This window comes from Pseudomonas sp. GM79, from assembly GCF_000282495.1.
In the GTDB taxonomy this organism is placed as follows: domain Bacteria; phylum Pseudomonadota; class Gammaproteobacteria; order Pseudomonadales; family Pseudomonadaceae; genus Aquipseudomonas.
Genome location: NZ_AKJE01000026.1, coordinates 67,504 through 81,405 on the forward strand (window position 1 = coordinate 67,504; position 13,902 = coordinate 81,405).

The following is a 13,902-nucleotide window of genomic DNA, read 5'->3' on the forward strand; positions in this document are numbered from 1 at the left end:
CGAACGACTATCGGGAGATCACGCGGGGAAATGCAGCGTCTATAAAGTCAAAAGCCCAATCCGCAGATTGGGCTTTTTTTCGGGGCCGCCATGGGCTTAGCTCACAGCGCTGTTGCGTTCGATCACACGGTCACCACCACCTTCAGCAAGGGTTTGTCCTTGTGGAGTGCGATCGGAACCACCTTCAGCAAGAGTTTGGCCTTGTGGCGTGCGGTCGGAACCACCTTCAGCAAGGGTTTGACCTTGTGGCGTGCGATCGGAGCCACCTTCAGCCAGGGTTTGGCCTTGTGGAGTACGGTTGGAACCGTCAGCGGCCAGCGTTTGACCTTGTGGAGTGCGATCCGAGCCATCTTGAGTGATCAGGCCTTTTTCTTTCAGGCGATCATTACCACCTTCGGCCAGGGTCTGACCTTGTGGAGTGCGGTCGGAACCATCAGCGGCAACGGTCTGGCTGAACACCGAGTGGCTGTCTTTGACTTGTGGTGTGGCCTGATCAGCAGCCGGCAAAGCAAAAGCGGTGCTGGCTAACATTGAGAGGGTCAGGCTAAGCAGTAATTCGCGTTTCATGATGGGTTGCTCCTTGGGAGGGCGATAAAGTGGGTACGAGGGCAATGCTACTCTCGAGAAATCGATATAAAAGTTCATAAACGCAATGGTAATAATCAACAGAATTGATTGTTCGGCCGCAGCGCTCTAGAACGGTTGTTTCCGGCGAGCTTTTTTGCACTGAGGTGGGGGTTTTCGACCCACTCTCGCCTCGCAAAAGTGCGGGTGCGGTAACGCCGGATGAGGGGGCAGGATGTCCCCGGCCGATTATTTGAGTGTTAAGTGCCTATTCGGTTAAACCTGCGCGCCATTTCCCAGTCCTAGATTTCATGGCAGGCCGGTTCTGGCCTAACGTTTCATCAGTGCGTCGCTGTCGGGGCGCTGAGTCGTATTCAGGAGCCCTGTGCAATGACGCGCACTCGTAAAATTCTTGCCTGGACCTTCGCCAGCTTCGTCGTCCTGCTGGCCGTCCTGGTGCTGATCATCGCGTTCTTCGATTGGAACCGGATCAAACCGCCCCTGAACGCCAAAGTGTCCGAAGAGCTGCATCGTCCGTTCGCCATCAATGGCAACCTTGCGGTGGTCTGGCAGCGCGAGTCTGATGAGGGCGGCTGGCGGGCCTGGGTGCCGTGGCCGCATGTGGTGGCTGAGGACCTGACCCTGGGCAATCCGGACTGGTCGAAGCAACCGCAGATGGCCACCCTCAAACGCGTTGAACTGCGCATTTCGCCGCTGGCCCTGCTGGCGCAGCGGGTGGTGATCCCGCGTATTGACCTGAGCGAACCCAATGCAAATCTGCAGCGTCTGGCCGACGGTCGCGCCAACTGGACGTTCAAGTTCGACCCCAAAGACCCGAACGCCGAACCTTCGAACTGGGTGCTGGACATCGGGGCCATCGGCTTCGACAAGGGCCACGTCACGCTCGACGACCAGAAGCTGAAGACTCAGCTTGATCTGCTTATCGATCCGTTGGGCAAGCCGATTCCATTCAGCGACATTGTCGGAGACAAAGCGGCAAAAAAAGCGGTTGAAAAGGGTGGTTCACCTCAGGATTACGCCTTCGCACTGAAGGTCAAAGGCCAATACCACGGTCAGAATCTCGCGGGCGAGGGCAAGACCGGCGGTTTGCTGGCTTTACAGGACGCCTCCAAGCCGTTTCCGCTTCAGGCGCAAGCGAAGATCGCCGACACCAGCGTCGAGCTGGCCGGTACGCTCACCGATCCATTGCACCTCGGCGCCCTGGATCTGCGCCTGAAACTGGCCGGTGCCAGCCTGGGTAATCTCTATCCGCTGATCGGCGTAACCCTGCCGGATACTCCGCCTTACGCCACCGACGGACACTTGATTGCCAAGCTGCAAGAGCCGGGCGGGGCGGTGTACCGCTATGAGGCGTTCAACGGCAAGATCGGCGAGAGCGACATCCATGGCAACCTGACCTACGTGGCGAGCCAGCCGAGGCCCAAACTCAGTGGGGCGCTGGAGTCCAATCAACTGCTGTTTACCGACCTGGCCCCATTGATCGGTGCCGATTCCAACGCCAGGCAAGAGGCCCGCGGCGGTGAAAGCAAGCAGCCGGCGGACAAGCTGCTACCGGTCGAGGAGTTCAGGACTGAACGTTGGCGCGACATGGACGCTGATGTGGAATTCACCGGCAAACGCATCGTCCACAGCGCAAAACTGCCGTTCAACGATCTCTATACCCATGTGGTGCTGACCGATGGTGTGCTCAGCCTCGAGCCCCTGCGTTTCGGCGTGGCCGGTGGCAATCTGGATGCGCAGATTCGTCTGGACGGACGCGCCGAGCCCTTGGAAGGCCGGGCCAAGCTGACGGCGCGCAAGTTCAAGCTCAAGCAGCTATTCCCCACCCTGGAGCGGATGAAAACCAGTTTCGGTGAGCTTAATGGCGACGCCGATCTTGTCGGTCGGGGCAACTCGGTAGCCAAACTGCTGGGCACTGCCGACGGCAATTTGAAGATGCTGATCAATGACGGCGCGATCAGTCGTGAGTTGATGGAGTTGGCGGGGCTCAACGTCGGCAACTATGTGGTGGGCAAGATTTTTGGCGACAAGGAAGTGAAGATCAACTGCGCGGCGGCCGATTTCGAGATCAAGGCCGGTCTGGCGACCACGCGGCTGTTCGTCTTCGATACCGAGAATGCAATCGTCTATGTCGACGGCACGGCGAACATGGCGACCGAGCAACTGGACCTGACTATCAGCCCGGAATCGAAAGGCTGGCGCGTGATTTCATTGCGCTCGCCGCTGTACGTGCGGGGCAAATTCATCAAGCCGGATGCGGGGGTGAAACCTGTGCCGTTGATGCTGCGTGGCGCCGGGATGGTTGCGCTGGGTGTGATTGCCGCGCCGGCGGCGGGCTTGCTGGCGCTGATAGCGCCCAGCGCTGGCGAGCCGAATCAGTGTGCGCCGTTGCTGGAGCAGATGAAGGCCGGGAAGGCGCCGGTGACGGTCAAGCCCACCAAGTAATTGGGTGTCTGCGATGACGCCTTCGCGAGCAAGCCCGCTCCCACATTAGACCGCGTTCAGACAGGCAACGCGGTCTAATGTGGGAGCGGGCTTGCTCGCGAAAGCGCTCTGGCAGGCGCTGCCGCAGGCTGCGATCTTGGCAATAGACCAGACAACCTGGCTTCCTCCTGCAACCACGCAAAAAACGCACGCACCGGCGGGTGCCGTTCACGGCCCGGTACGCACAGCGCGCTGTATCCGGCCCCGTCGACCTGAATGTCCCCCCGATAAGGCAACAGCAAGCCGCTGGCCACACTTTCCGATACCAGAATGTTGCTCGCCAGCACCAGGCCTTGTCCGGCGATGGCGGCTTGCAGGGCGTAATGCTCTTCGTCGTACTCACGCACCGCCGGTTGTTCGGTCAGCCAGGTTTCGCCGGACTGCGCACACCAGACCTCCCAGCCATGGGCGTACAGCTTGGAGTTGTGCCAGTGCACGCTGATCAGGGTCGGTACCCGATTGGCCGCCAGAGCCACTTGTTCAGGCGAGCCATAGACCCCGAAGGATTCGTCGAACAGGCACAAACCATACAGGTTCGGGTAATCGTCGAGGCTGTAACGCAGCGCCAGATCGACGCTGGCGTCCTGATGCAAATCGATCACTTCGCAGTGAGTGTCCAGGCGCAGGCTGATGTTTGGATGGCGGGCGTAAAAACGTCCCAGCCGCGGTACCAGCCAGAGGGCGGCGAAGGCGGCTGTGGTGGAAATTGTCAGGTTCGTGCCGCTGCGTTGCGGGCGCAAGGTATCGACGCTTTGCGCCACTTCCAGCAGGGCGCCGTGCAGGCTGCGGAACAGCCGTTCGCCGCACTCGGTGAGGCGCACCTGCCGTGGCAGTCGCTCGAACAACGGCACGCCGAGCCAGCTTTCCAGGGAGCGGATCTGGTGCGAGACCGCCGTCGGCGTCACGGAGAGTTCTTCGGCGGCGGCTTTGAAGCTCAGCAGGCGCGAGGCGGATTCGAAGGCACGCAGGGCGGTCAGCGGCAACGAGGCAAACATTTTAGAACTCCATGGGTGAAATGGATTCATCCAGACTGATTTTTGTTCATTTGAAGATAGACAGCCACGCGCTTCAAGCTGCAAGCACAAGCCGTTTCAGTCTAGCCCTTCAAGGAGATTCAGATGAACAGAATTCTTGCCATTCACGCCAGCCCCCGTGGCGATCGTTCACATTCGCGGCGTCTGGCCGAGGTGTTTCTTTCCGCCTGGCAGGTCCGCAACCCACAGTCGCAATTGACCCGCCGTGAAGTCGGTCGGGCGTTGATCCCGGCCGTCAACGAAGCGTTTGTGGCGGCCGCTTTTCATCCGGAACCTGAAGCGCGACCGCTGTCGATGCAGGCCGACCTGGCACTGAGCGATGAATTGGTGGGGGAGTTGCTCGGCCATGATCTGTTGGTGATCTCCACCCCGATGTACAACTTCAGCGTGCCCAGCGGCCTCAAGGCCTGGGTCGACCAGATTGTGCGACTCGGGCTGACGTTCAATCACACCCTGGACAACGGCATCGCGCAGTACGAACCGCTGGTGCGGGGCAAGAAGGCGTTGATCGTCACCAGTCGCGGTGGGTTCGGCTTCGGGCCGGGTGGTGAACTTGAGGCGATGAACCATGCCGATCCGTTTTTGCGCACGGCACTGGGGTTCATTGGCATCACCAACGTCACGGTCGTTGCCGCCGAGGGCGAAGAGTCCGCCGAACGCACCTTCCAGGTGTCCGTGGCCGAGGCCGAGCAGCGATTGCTGGCGCTGGCCAGGGAGTTCTAGATGGCTTGGTTGTTCTTGCTGATCGCCGCCGGGTTCGAGGTCACTTTCGCCATGGGCATGAAGTACACCGAAGGCTTCACCCGGCTTTGGCCTTCAGTGATTACCGTAGTGGCGGCGGTGGGCGGGATTTATTTTCTGACGCTGGCCATGCGCGAATTGCCGGTGAGCATCGCCTACCCGATCTGGACCGCCATCGGTTCACTGGGCACGGTGTTTCTCGGCTTTGCGCTGCTTGGCGAAAGCCTGACCGCGCTCAAGCTGGTGTCGGTCGGGCTGATTGTGGCGGGTGTGGTGGGGTTGAAGTAAGCGATGTCATAGACTGGTCGTTGAGTTGTCATCTTGGGTGGCGATGCTTGGCTGATGCCTTGCATCCGGCCTTGCTTCATCTCACCGATCACAAGGATGTTCATCCATGTCGCAAGGTTCTGCCACGCGTTACCCCTTGGTGCTGGTCCCGGGAATGCTCGGTTTTATCCGTCTGCTGCTCTATCCCTATTGGTACGGAATCATTTCGGCGCTGCGCCGGGATGGGGCGACCGTAATCGCGGTGCAGGTCTCGCCGCTCAATTCAACCGAGGTGCGCGGTGAGCAATTGCTGGCGCGGATCGACGAGATTCTGCGCGACACCGGGGCCGAGAAAGTCAACCTGATCGGTCACAGCCAGGGCTCGCTGACCGCCCGTTACGCTGCGGCTAAACGCCCGGACCGGGTGGCTTCAGTCACTTCAGTAGCCGGGCCGAATCACGGCTCGGAGCTGGCGGACTATCTGCATACTCATTATCCGGCAGACAGCGCCAAGGGCCGGCTCCTGAGCTTTTTACTGTGGCTGATCAGCGCGCTGATGTGCCTGCTGGAAACCGGCTATCGCGGGCCGAGACTGCCGGTGGATATCCCGGCGTCGCACCAATCGCTGACCACGGCAGGCGTGGCGCTGTTCAATCAGCGTTATCCACAGGGGCTGCCTGAAACCTGGGGCGGGCACGGCCCGGAAGTGGTCAATGGCGTGCGGTATTACTCCTGGTCCGGGACTTTACAACCGGGCAAGACCGATCGCGGGTGCAACCTGTTCGACGGGACCAATCGCAGTTGCCGGTTGTTTGCCAGGACCTTCGTGCGTGAGGCGGGGCATTGCGACGGGATGGTCGGGCGTTACAGCTCGCATTTGGGGACGGTGATCGGTGATGAATACCCGATGGATCACTTCGATATCGTCAACCAATCGCTGGGGTTGGTGGGCAAGGGTGCAGAGCCGGTGCGGTTGTTTGTCGAGCATGCGGCGCGGTTGAAAGCGGCGGGAGTTTAGACCGCGTTATCGTTCTTCGCGGGCAAGCCACGCTCCCACAGGTTTGGCGTCGTGCTCATTGCCGGCGTCCGACACAAAACCTGTGGGAGCGTGGCTTGCCCGCGAAGGCGTCATATCAGGCAACGCAGATATTACGGCCCAACACAGTGGTCCAGCGCTCTGAAAGAATCACCCCACCCAACGTCAACACCCCACCCACCAGGTGATACAGCGCCAACTGCTCATGCAGCACCACCGCCGCAATCAGCGCGGTGATCAACGGCAGCAGATTGAAAAACAGCGTGGTCCGGCTTGGTCCCAGGCGCACCACGGCCTGCATCCACGCCAGCGGCGCAAGCATCGAGGCCAGCAGGCAAGCGTAGAGCACCAGCGGAATGTTGTGCAGGGTCGGGCCGATTTTCGGTGAGGCGAGGAACAGCGGAAACAGCACCACCACCGCGACCAACACCTGCAAATACAACAACACCAGCGGCGGCAAACGCAGCTGCCATTTTTTCAGCAGGGTGCTGTAAATCGCATACGCCAGCGTGGCGATCAGCATCATCGCATCACCCAGGTTCACCCCGTGTTCCAGCAATGCACCAAGGCTGCCGGACGACACCACCACCAAAACACCGGCAAACGACAACACCGCACCGGCCAGTGCTCCGGCGGTCAGGCGTTGGCCGAGGCTGACAATCGCCATGGCCAGCGACATCAACGGCATCAGCGACAGAATGATCCCCATGTTGGTGGCTGAGGTCAGCGTCGCAGCGAAGTAGGCCAGGCTTTGATAAACCGCCATACCGAGTACGCCGAGGATGAAAATCCTGCCCAGATTCGGGCGGATCAACGGCCAGTGAGCGATCACCGGTTTAAGCATGAAAGGCGTGAACAGCATTGCGGCCAGCAACCAGCGGTAGAAGCCGATTTCGGCGGGAAAGATCGCGCCGACCGCGAGTTTATTGATCACGGTGTTGCCGGCCCAAATGAAAATGGCCAGCAGGGGATAAGCGTATTGCATCGGGAAAAACCAGAACGTTAATGAAGGGTGATTATCCGCTTGTCTGAATCAATGCCTATACTTCGATCCAGACAACCTGCCTCTGATTCCGGACAGCATGAACAGCAAACACATCGACCTGCTGGATTTCAGCGAGCTGCCGGCCCCGGTCTATTTCCGTTATGCCGATTTCAACACCCATGAATACGCCTCGGCCCACCATCACCCTTGGGGCACTCTCGAGTACTCGGCCAATGGGGTCTTGCACATGGAAATCGGCAGCCGCCGCTTCATGTCGCCGCCGCAATACGCAGTGTGGGTGCCGCCCGGGACCGAGCACAGTTTCTATAGCAATCAGCCGATCAACTATCGCGCGGTCTGCCTTGCGCCGGCGCTGTGCCGTGATCTGCCGCAGCAGGCTTGCACCCTGGCGATCAGCGACATCCTCAAGGCGATCCTGAAAGACTTCGCCGCCCGCGATGTGAAAATTCCCGAGCACGATGCTGACAAGCGTCTGGCTCAAGTGCTGGTGGACCAACTGCAACAGGCGCCGATGCATGAATGTTATTTGCCTTACGCCAGCAGTCCCGGGTTGCTTGGAATTCTTGAGGCCTTGCAGGCCGAGCCTGGGGATAACCGACCATTGGCGCACTGGGCCGCGCAAATTCACGTCAGCGAACGCACGTTGGCCCGGCAGTTTGTCCGCGAGTTGGGCATGAGTTTCGGGGAGTGGCGGCAACGGTTGCGGTTTCTGGCGGCGATCGAAGCGCTCGATAGCCAGCGCAGCATTCAGGAAATCGCCTTCGACATGGGGTACAGCACCGGCTCGGCATTCATCGCGATGTTTCAGCGTCAGGCCGGGTGCACACCTGAGCAATATCGACGCAGCCACCTCGATAGCAGGTGAACGTGTAACAGGCTTTGTCTACACTCCGAAACAAGGCCGCATCCATCGGTGCGGTAACAAGGAGAACACTCCATGAAGATGTTGCGTGCCCCGTTGTTGATGGTCGGTTTGCTGCTCTGCTCCCAGGGTTTCGCCGCCACTGCCCAGCAGAACAAAATGACCACCTGCAATGCCGACGCTACCGCAAAAAGCCTCAAGGGCGACGAGCGCAAAGCCTTCATGAGCACCTGCCTCAAAGCCGCGCCGGCCGCCGATGCCGCCAAGCCCATGACCCCTCAACAAGAAAAGATGAAAACCTGCAACGCCACCGCCACCACCCAGGCCCTCACGGGTGATGCACGCAAAACCTTCATGAGCGATTGCCTGAAGAAAAAATAAACAGCGCGGTCAGCTCGGGAGGCTTTGTGGCGGTTGTGCTGGCCCCTTCGCGAGCAAGCCCGCTCCCACATTTATTCTCAGGCGTGCACAGATGGTGTGTTCACAGGAGATCCAGTGTGGGAGCGGGCTTGCTCGCGAAGGGGCCGGTAAGGTCGACCGACACAATCCCTAGTGCTCGCCCCGGATCGCTGGCAGACTGCCAATCCTTTTACGTCGTTCGTTTTGAGGCTGTATGTCAGCGTTTTCTCAGCGTCAGGTCTTGTTGCTTATCAGCTGGGTCATCATTTTTGGTGGTTTGCTGCTGGTGCTCCCTCTGCGATTACTGCCCAGCCTGCTGGCCGGGTTGTTGGTGTTCGAACTGGTCAACATGCTCACGCCGCAATTGCAGCGGCTGATCGAAGGCCGCCGTGCGCGCTGGCTGGCGGTGGCGTTGCTGGGGACATTAGTCGTCAGCGTGCTGGCGCTGATCTTTGCCGGTGCGATCAGTTTTCTGCTGCACGAGGCGGAAAACCCTGGTGCTTCTCTCGACAAATTCATGGTCGTGGTCGACCGCGCACGCGGGCAGTTGCCGCCGTTCATCGACGCTTATTTGCCGGCCAGTGCCGCCGAGTTTCGCGTGGCCATCGGTCAGTGGATGAGCAAGCACCTCAGTGATTTGCAACTGGTGGGCAAGGACGCGGCGCACATGTTCGTGACGCTGCTGATCGGCATGGTGCTGGGGGCGATCATTGCCTTGCAGCGAGCGCCGGATGTGACCAAGCGCAGACCGTTGGCCGCGGCGCTGTTCGACCGTTTGCACCTGTTGGTCCAGGCGTTTCGCAACATCGTTTTCGCCCAGATCAAGATTTCCCTGCTCAACACCTTCTTCACCGGGATTTTCCTCGCGGTGGTCTTGCCGATGTTCGGGATCAAGCTGCCGCTGACCAAAACCCTGATCGTGCTGACCTTCCTGCTCGGCCTGCTGCCGGTGATCGGCAACCTGATCTCCAACACCTTGATCACCATCGTCGGCTTGTCGCTGTCGATCTGGGTGGCGGTGGCGGCGCTGGGTTACCTGATCGTTATCCACAAGCTCGAATACTTCCTCAACGCGCGCATCGTAGGCGGGCAGATCAGTGCCAAGTCGTGGGAGTTGCTGCTGGCAATGCTGGTGTTCGAAGCCGCATTCGGCCTGCCGGGGGTGGTGGCGGGGCCGATTTATTACGCGTATCTGAAGAGTGAGTTGAAGCAGGTGGGGATGGTTTGATCAGGTCGATATGCATTGCCTGATCTGACGCCTTCGCGAGCAAGCCCGCTCCCACATTCGACCGGGTTCCTCCAGATGGAATGCGGTCGAGTGTGGGAGCGGGCTTGCTCGCGAAGCAGGCGCCGCGGTCTTTCAGGTCAATCCATCGGGCCGTAACGCTTGGCCGCCTCAATCGCCAACCCACTGCCGATGCTGCCGAAGATGTTCCCTTCCACATGCCGCGCATTCGGCAACATCGCCGAGACGCTGTTGCGCAGCGCCGGGATTCCGCTCGAACCGCCGGTGAAGAACACGGTGTCCACCTGATCGACCCGCACATTGGCGTCTGCCAGCAATTGGGTCACGCTGTTGCGCACCCGCTCCAGCAGATTGTCGATGGCCGATTCGAACAGTACCCGGCTCAGTTCCACGCTCAAACCCGGCTCGATCCGATCCAGTGGCACATGGCGGCTGTCGGCGTGGGTCAATTGAATCTTGGTTTCTTCCACTTCCATGGCCAGCCAATGCCCGGCGCGCTGGTCGATCAGCTTGAACAGGCGATCGATGCCGCCGGTGTCTTCGATGTCGTAACGCATGCTGCCCAGGGCCAGGGTCGACTTCTGCGAGTACACCGAGTTGATGGTGTGCCAGGTCGCCAGGTTCATGTGGTGGCTGGTCGGCATATAGGCGCCGCTCTTCATCCGGCTGCCGTAGCCAAACAGCGGCATCAGGCCTTGCAGGCTCAGCTGCTTGTCGAAATCGGTCCCGCCGATATGCACGCCACCGGTGGCGAGAATGTCGTCGTGACGGTTGTCGTGGTTGCGGCGCTCAGGCGACAGGCGCACCAGCGAGAAGTCCGAGGTACCACCGCCGATGTCGACGATCAGTACCAGCTCTTCCTTTTCGATGGTCGACTCGTAGTCGAATGCCGCCGCAATCGGTTCGTACTGGAACGAGACGTCCTTGAAACCAATGGCGCGGGCCACATCCACCAGGGTGTTTTCCGCTTCCTGGTCGGCCATTTCATCGTCATCGACAAAGAACACCGGCCGGCCCAGCACCACTTCCTCGAATTCCCGACCGGCAGCGGCTTCGGCACGCTTCTTCAACTGGCCGATGAACAGGCCGAGCAGGTCCTTGAACGGCATCGCCGTGCCGAGGACGCTAGTATCGTGCTTGATCAGTTTGGAACCCAGCAGGCTCTTGAGCGAGCGCATCAGCCGGCCTTCGTAGCCTTCCAGGTACTCGTGCAGCGCCAGCCGACCGTACACCGGGCGGCGTTCTTCCATATTGAAGAAGACCACCGAGGGCAGGGTGATCTTGTCGTCCTCCAGCGCGATCAGCGTTTCCATGCCGGGGCGCAGCCAGCCGACGGTGGAGTTGGATGTGCCGAAGTCGATACCACAGGCACGGGCTGGAGATGCGTTTTTCATGTCTTTCAAGTTCCGGTTAAAAAACGGCCGCGCAGTGTATGTCAGTGCGGCGAAGATTCGTAGGCCGACTATCCGTTAAATCGCAGTGCTCAGCGCTTGAAAGATGCCCAATCACCCCCAAACTTCCCTGCATAGACTTGGCAACCCCTGGGGCGACTGCAAGAACCGCGCCCTGCTGCCGATAAACTTCTGATGCGCTGCCCGGTCACAACCTTGAGATCGGTCAATCCAAACGCTGCAAACAAGAGCATGCTGTGCCTGGCTGCGCGATTTCGATAATGGATGGTGATTCCCTCGATGGACTTCAAAGACTATTACAAGATTCTCGGTGTGGAGCCGACCGCGGACGATAAGGCGATCAAGGCCGCCTATCGAAAGCTGGCGCGCAAATACCACCCCGACGTCAGCAAGGAAAAGGACGCCGAGGCCAAATTCAAGGACGCTTCGGAAGCCTATGAAGCGCTGAAAAGCGCCGACAAGCGCGCCGAATACGACGACTTGCGCAAATACGGCCACCACGGTCAGCCCTTTCAGGGCCCACCGGGTTGGCAGAGCCGCGGTGGTTTCGGGGGTGGTGGTCAGGACACGGGCGATTTCTCGGACTTTTTCAGTTCGATCTTCGGCAACCGTGGTCCGGGTTTCGGTGGTGGTGGACGGTCGGGCCATAGCGCCGGGCGTCGAGGGCAAGACGTGGAAATGGAATTACCGGTTTTTCTGGAAGAAACCCTCTCGACCGAATCGAAGAAGGTCAGCTTCCAGGTGCCGCATTACAACGCTGCCGGCCAGCATGTCAGCAACACCAGTAAAAGCCTGAACGTGAAGATCCCCGCTGGCGTGACCGACGGTGAGCGCATCCGCCTCAAGGGCCAGGGTGCTCCGGGCATCGGTGGCGGAGCCAATGGCGACTTGTACCTGACCATCCGTTTTGCGCCGCACCCCAAATTCGACGTCGAAGGCGAGAACCTGATCATCACCTTGCCGCTGGCTCCGTGGGAGCTGGCGCTGGGGACCGAAGTCGCGGTGCCGACCCTGACCGGCAAGATCAACCTCAAGGTTCCGGCCGGCAGCCAGAATGGCCAGCGCATGCGCGCCAAGGGCCACGGCCTGCTGCACAAGCATGGTCACCGCGGCTACCTGTTCGTGCAGCTCAAGGCAGTGATGCCGAAAAAACTCGACCATGACGTCAAAGAATTGTGGGAGGAGCTGGCGAAAAAAGCCGCTTTCGATCCGCGAGAGAACTTTTGATTTTGAGATAAGGAGTAGCCAATCATGAGCGAGCCCGTGATCGTTCTATTGGACCTGGCGGAATTCTGCGAGGCGACCGAACTGTCGGACGTGCATGTGATCGAGATCGTCGAACACGGCATCCTCGAACCTCAGGGAGCACAGCCCAAGGATTGGCGTTTCACCGATTATGAACTGGCACTGGGCAAGCGCGCCGCCAAGCTGCGGCGCGACCTGGAGCTGGAATGGGAAGGCGTCGCCCTGGCGCTGGACCTGCTGGAAGAAGTCCAGCAACTGCGGGCCGAGAACCGCATGCTCAAGCAGCGGTTGGGGCGGTTGGTGGTTGAGTAGTCGTTCTGGTGTTTTTGTGTTGCCCTAGAGGACGCTTTCGCGAGCAAGCCCGCTCCCACAGGGGATTTGCGGCGTACACAAATCAAATGTGGGAGCGGGCTTGCTCGCGAAGAACGATAACGCGGTCTACCGCCGTCAGAGCTTTCTTGGCAACACCACGGTAAACATCGTGCCATCAGCCTCATTGGAGCTGACGTCGATCGTCCCTTGATGGGCCTTGACCACTTCCTTGACGATGAACAGTCCCAGACCAAGGCTGGTGGTTGGCCCGTTAAGCGCTTCGTCGGCATTGCGTACCAGCGGATCGAAGATCGTGGGGAGCACCTCGGGTGGAATCGGCGCACCGTCGTTGTGCACGGTGAGCCGAACGCTGTCCGCTTCGCCCCTGAGGGTGAGCTTGACCGCGCTGTTGTTCGAACCGTGTTGCAAGGCATTGCCGATCAGGTTCTGCAGCATCTGATCCAGCCTTCGGCCATCCCACACACCTTGGGTATCGCCTTCGACGCTCAACGTCAGATCGCATTGCGGCTGAGCGGCGCAGGCCTGGGCAATCGCTTCACGCGCCGTATCGGCCAGATCCATGGGCGCCGGTTCGATCGGCAGGCTCTTGCCCAGGCGACTGCGGACCAGCTCCAGCAAATCGCCGACCATCACCGCCATGTGGCGGGTGCCACGCTTGATGTGGAGCGCGCAGGTCAATGCGTCGCCCTCAAGGTTGGTTTTACGCATCAGTATTTCGGTGGACATGCTTACCGCTTGCAGCGGTGCGCGCAGGTCATGGCCAAGAATTGCCAGAAAAATGTCCCGGGAATGATTGACCTGCTCGGCATAGGCCGCCGTAGATTCGGCCAGGGCTTCGTCGATGGCTTCGTTGAAACGGATCATGTCCTGGAAATAGGCGATGTCGGGGGTGTCCAGGCTGTTGACCCACAAGCGGATCACGCAGGCGCGCAGATGGCGGAACTCGCTGGTCATCTGTACCAGGTCAAACCCCACGGTATGCCGCAGCTCGCCATGGCTGGCGCCGGCTTCGTCCAGGCTCGGGGTCTTTTCCGGGCCTTCGCCACGGGCTTTGGCCAGCTGCTCGCTGGCGCTCTGGGGCTTGGTCATGTCCCGCGCAGCCGCCAGCAGGATCGACCTTGAATGGTCACGCAGTGCGGTGCGGTCCATGGATTCGGCGGCAGGGGTGATGGTTTTGGCGAATTGCTCCCATTCATCGACGATGCGGTCAACGTGTAACACGATGAATTCGGAAAGGCGCATGGCGGTTACC

General features: G+C 60.0%; 14 protein-coding genes. 9 read left to right on the forward strand and 5 right to left on the reverse strand.

Going from position 1 to position 13,902, the window contains the following annotated elements:
• Positions 1 to 96: 96 nt before the first annotated feature.
• Complete coding sequence (locus PMI36_RS23120) at positions 97 to 567, reverse strand: hypothetical protein (RefSeq protein ID WP_008068925.1); 471 nt, start codon at positions 565 to 567, stop codon at positions 97 to 99.
• Positions 568 to 954: 387 nt separating this feature from the next.
• Between PMI36_RS23120 and PMI36_RS23115 the strand changes: the two genes are divergently transcribed.
• Positions 955 to 3,030, forward strand: a complete 2,076-nt coding sequence (locus PMI36_RS23115; protein WP_008068928.1) for an AsmA family protein — start codon at positions 955 to 957, stop codon at positions 3,028 to 3,030.
• A 74-nt stretch (positions 3,031 to 3,104) separates the two neighbouring features.
• Here PMI36_RS23115 and PMI36_RS23110 read toward each other — a convergent pair whose 3' ends face one another.
• Positions 3,105 to 4,064, reverse strand: a complete 960-nt coding sequence (locus tag PMI36_RS23110; protein WP_008068930.1) for a LysR substrate-binding domain-containing protein — start codon at positions 4,062 to 4,064, stop codon at positions 3,105 to 3,107.
• A 123-nt stretch (positions 4,065 to 4,187) separates the two neighbouring features.
• Here PMI36_RS23110 and PMI36_RS23105 point away from each other — a divergent pair, with 123 nt between their 5' ends.
• From PMI36_RS23105 to PMI36_RS23095, 3 genes are all read left to right on the forward strand, one after another.
• Positions 4,188 to 4,826 carry an FMN-dependent NADH-azoreductase gene (locus PMI36_RS23105; RefSeq protein WP_008068931.1) on the forward strand — a complete coding sequence of 213 codons (639 nt, stop codon included), beginning with the start codon at positions 4,188 to 4,190 and terminating at the stop codon, positions 4,824 to 4,826.
• Positions 4,827 to 5,132 (forward strand): DMT family transporter, encoded by a 306-nt coding sequence (locus PMI36_RS23100; RefSeq protein WP_008068934.1) that lies wholly within the window; start codon positions 4,827 to 4,829, stop codon positions 5,130 to 5,132.
• A 106-nt stretch (positions 5,133 to 5,238) separates the two neighbouring features.
• On the forward strand, positions 5,239 to 6,129 hold the full coding sequence (locus PMI36_RS23095) for an esterase/lipase family protein (RefSeq protein ID WP_008068936.1): 891 nt from the start codon (positions 5,239 to 5,241) through the stop codon (positions 6,127 to 6,129).
• 115 nt (positions 6,130 to 6,244) lie between these two features.
• On the opposite strand, the gene PMI36_RS23090 is transcribed toward PMI36_RS23095, so the two are convergent.
• The gene (locus tag PMI36_RS23090; protein ID WP_008068938.1) at positions 6,245 to 7,132 is read right to left on the reverse strand and encodes a DMT family transporter; all 888 of its coding nucleotides are present in this window, start codon (positions 7,130 to 7,132) and stop codon (positions 6,245 to 6,247) included.
• Between the two features lie 97 nt (positions 7,133 to 7,229).
• Here PMI36_RS23090 and PMI36_RS23085 point away from each other — a divergent pair, with 97 nt between their 5' ends.
• From PMI36_RS23085 to PMI36_RS23075, 3 genes are all read left to right on the forward strand, one after another.
• Positions 7,230 to 8,018: an AraC family transcriptional regulator gene (locus PMI36_RS23085; protein ID WP_008068941.1), complete on the forward strand. Its 789-nt coding sequence runs from the start codon at positions 7,230 to 7,232 to the stop codon at positions 8,016 to 8,018.
• Positions 8,019 to 8,090: 72 nt separating this feature from the next.
• A complete protein-coding gene (locus PMI36_RS23080; protein ID WP_008068943.1) occupies positions 8,091 to 8,396 on the forward strand; it encodes a PsiF family protein in 306 nt (101 codons plus the stop codon).
• A gap of 232 nt (positions 8,397 to 8,628) precedes the next feature.
• A complete protein-coding gene (locus PMI36_RS23075; protein WP_008068945.1) occupies positions 8,629 to 9,642 on the forward strand; it encodes an AI-2E family transporter in 1,014 nt (337 codons plus the stop codon).
• 137 nt (positions 9,643 to 9,779) lie between these two features.
• On the opposite strand, the gene PMI36_RS23070 is transcribed toward PMI36_RS23075, so the two are convergent.
• Positions 9,780 to 11,054: an Hsp70 family protein gene (locus tag PMI36_RS23070; RefSeq protein WP_008068947.1), complete on the reverse strand. Its 1,275-nt coding sequence runs from the start codon at positions 11,052 to 11,054 to the stop codon at positions 9,780 to 9,782.
• Between the two features lie 297 nt (positions 11,055 to 11,351).
• Between PMI36_RS23070 and PMI36_RS23065 the strand changes: the two genes are divergently transcribed.
• Entirely contained in the window at positions 11,352 to 12,299 is a 948-nt protein-coding gene (locus tag PMI36_RS23065; protein ID WP_008068955.1) for a DnaJ C-terminal domain-containing protein, read from the forward strand.
• A 24-nt stretch (positions 12,300 to 12,323) separates the two neighbouring features.
• Positions 12,324 to 12,629 (forward strand): chaperone modulator CbpM, encoded by a 306-nt coding sequence (locus PMI36_RS23060; protein ID WP_008068957.1) that lies wholly within the window; start codon positions 12,324 to 12,326, stop codon positions 12,627 to 12,629.
• Between the two features lie 135 nt (positions 12,630 to 12,764).
• Here PMI36_RS23060 and PMI36_RS23055 read toward each other — a convergent pair whose 3' ends face one another.
• Complete coding sequence (locus PMI36_RS23055) at positions 12,765 to 13,892, reverse strand: sensor histidine kinase (protein WP_008068959.1); 1,128 nt, start codon at positions 13,890 to 13,892, stop codon at positions 12,765 to 12,767.
• Positions 13,893 to 13,902: the final 10 nt, after the last annotated feature.

What these genes read in the sequence shown, in the direction of transcription:
- PMI36_RS23120 (WP_008068925.1), bottom strand. Translation starts at nt 567, where the DNA reads ATGAAACGCGAATTACTGCTTAGCCTGACCCTCTCAATGTTAGCCAGC.
- PMI36_RS23090 (WP_008068938.1), bottom strand. Translation starts at nt 7,132, where the DNA reads ATGCAATACGCTTATCCCCTGCTGGCCATTTTCATTTGGGCCGGCAAC.
- PMI36_RS23115 (WP_008068928.1), top strand. Translation starts at nt 955, where the DNA reads ATGACGCGCACTCGTAAAATTCTTGCCTGGACCTTCGCCAGCTTCGTC.
- PMI36_RS23110 (WP_008068930.1), bottom strand. Translation starts at nt 4,064, where the DNA reads ATGTTTGCCTCGTTGCCGCTGACCGCCCTGCGTGCCTTCGAATCCGCC.
- PMI36_RS23070 (WP_008068947.1), bottom strand. Translation starts at nt 11,054, where the DNA reads ATGAAAAACGCATCTCCAGCCCGTGCCTGTGGTATCGACTTCGGCACA.
- PMI36_RS23100 (WP_008068934.1), top strand. Translation starts at nt 4,827, where the DNA reads ATGGCTTGGTTGTTCTTGCTGATCGCCGCCGGGTTCGAGGTCACTTTC.
- PMI36_RS23055 (WP_008068959.1), bottom strand. Translation starts at nt 13,892, where the DNA reads ATGCGCCTTTCCGAATTCATCGTGTTACACGTTGACCGCATCGTCGAT.
- PMI36_RS23095 (WP_008068936.1), top strand. Translation starts at nt 5,239, where the DNA reads ATGTCGCAAGGTTCTGCCACGCGTTACCCCTTGGTGCTGGTCCCGGGA.
- PMI36_RS23085 (WP_008068941.1), top strand. Translation starts at nt 7,230, where the DNA reads ATGAACAGCAAACACATCGACCTGCTGGATTTCAGCGAGCTGCCGGCC.
- PMI36_RS23080 (WP_008068943.1), top strand. Translation starts at nt 8,091, where the DNA reads ATGAAGATGTTGCGTGCCCCGTTGTTGATGGTCGGTTTGCTGCTCTGC.
- PMI36_RS23060 (WP_008068957.1), top strand. Translation starts at nt 12,324, where the DNA reads ATGAGCGAGCCCGTGATCGTTCTATTGGACCTGGCGGAATTCTGCGAG.
- PMI36_RS23065 (WP_008068955.1), top strand. Translation starts at nt 11,352, where the DNA reads ATGGACTTCAAAGACTATTACAAGATTCTCGGTGTGGAGCCGACCGCG.
- PMI36_RS23075 (WP_008068945.1), top strand. Translation starts at nt 8,629, where the DNA reads ATGTCAGCGTTTTCTCAGCGTCAGGTCTTGTTGCTTATCAGCTGGGTC.
- PMI36_RS23105 (WP_008068931.1), top strand. Translation starts at nt 4,188, where the DNA reads ATGAACAGAATTCTTGCCATTCACGCCAGCCCCCGTGGCGATCGTTCA.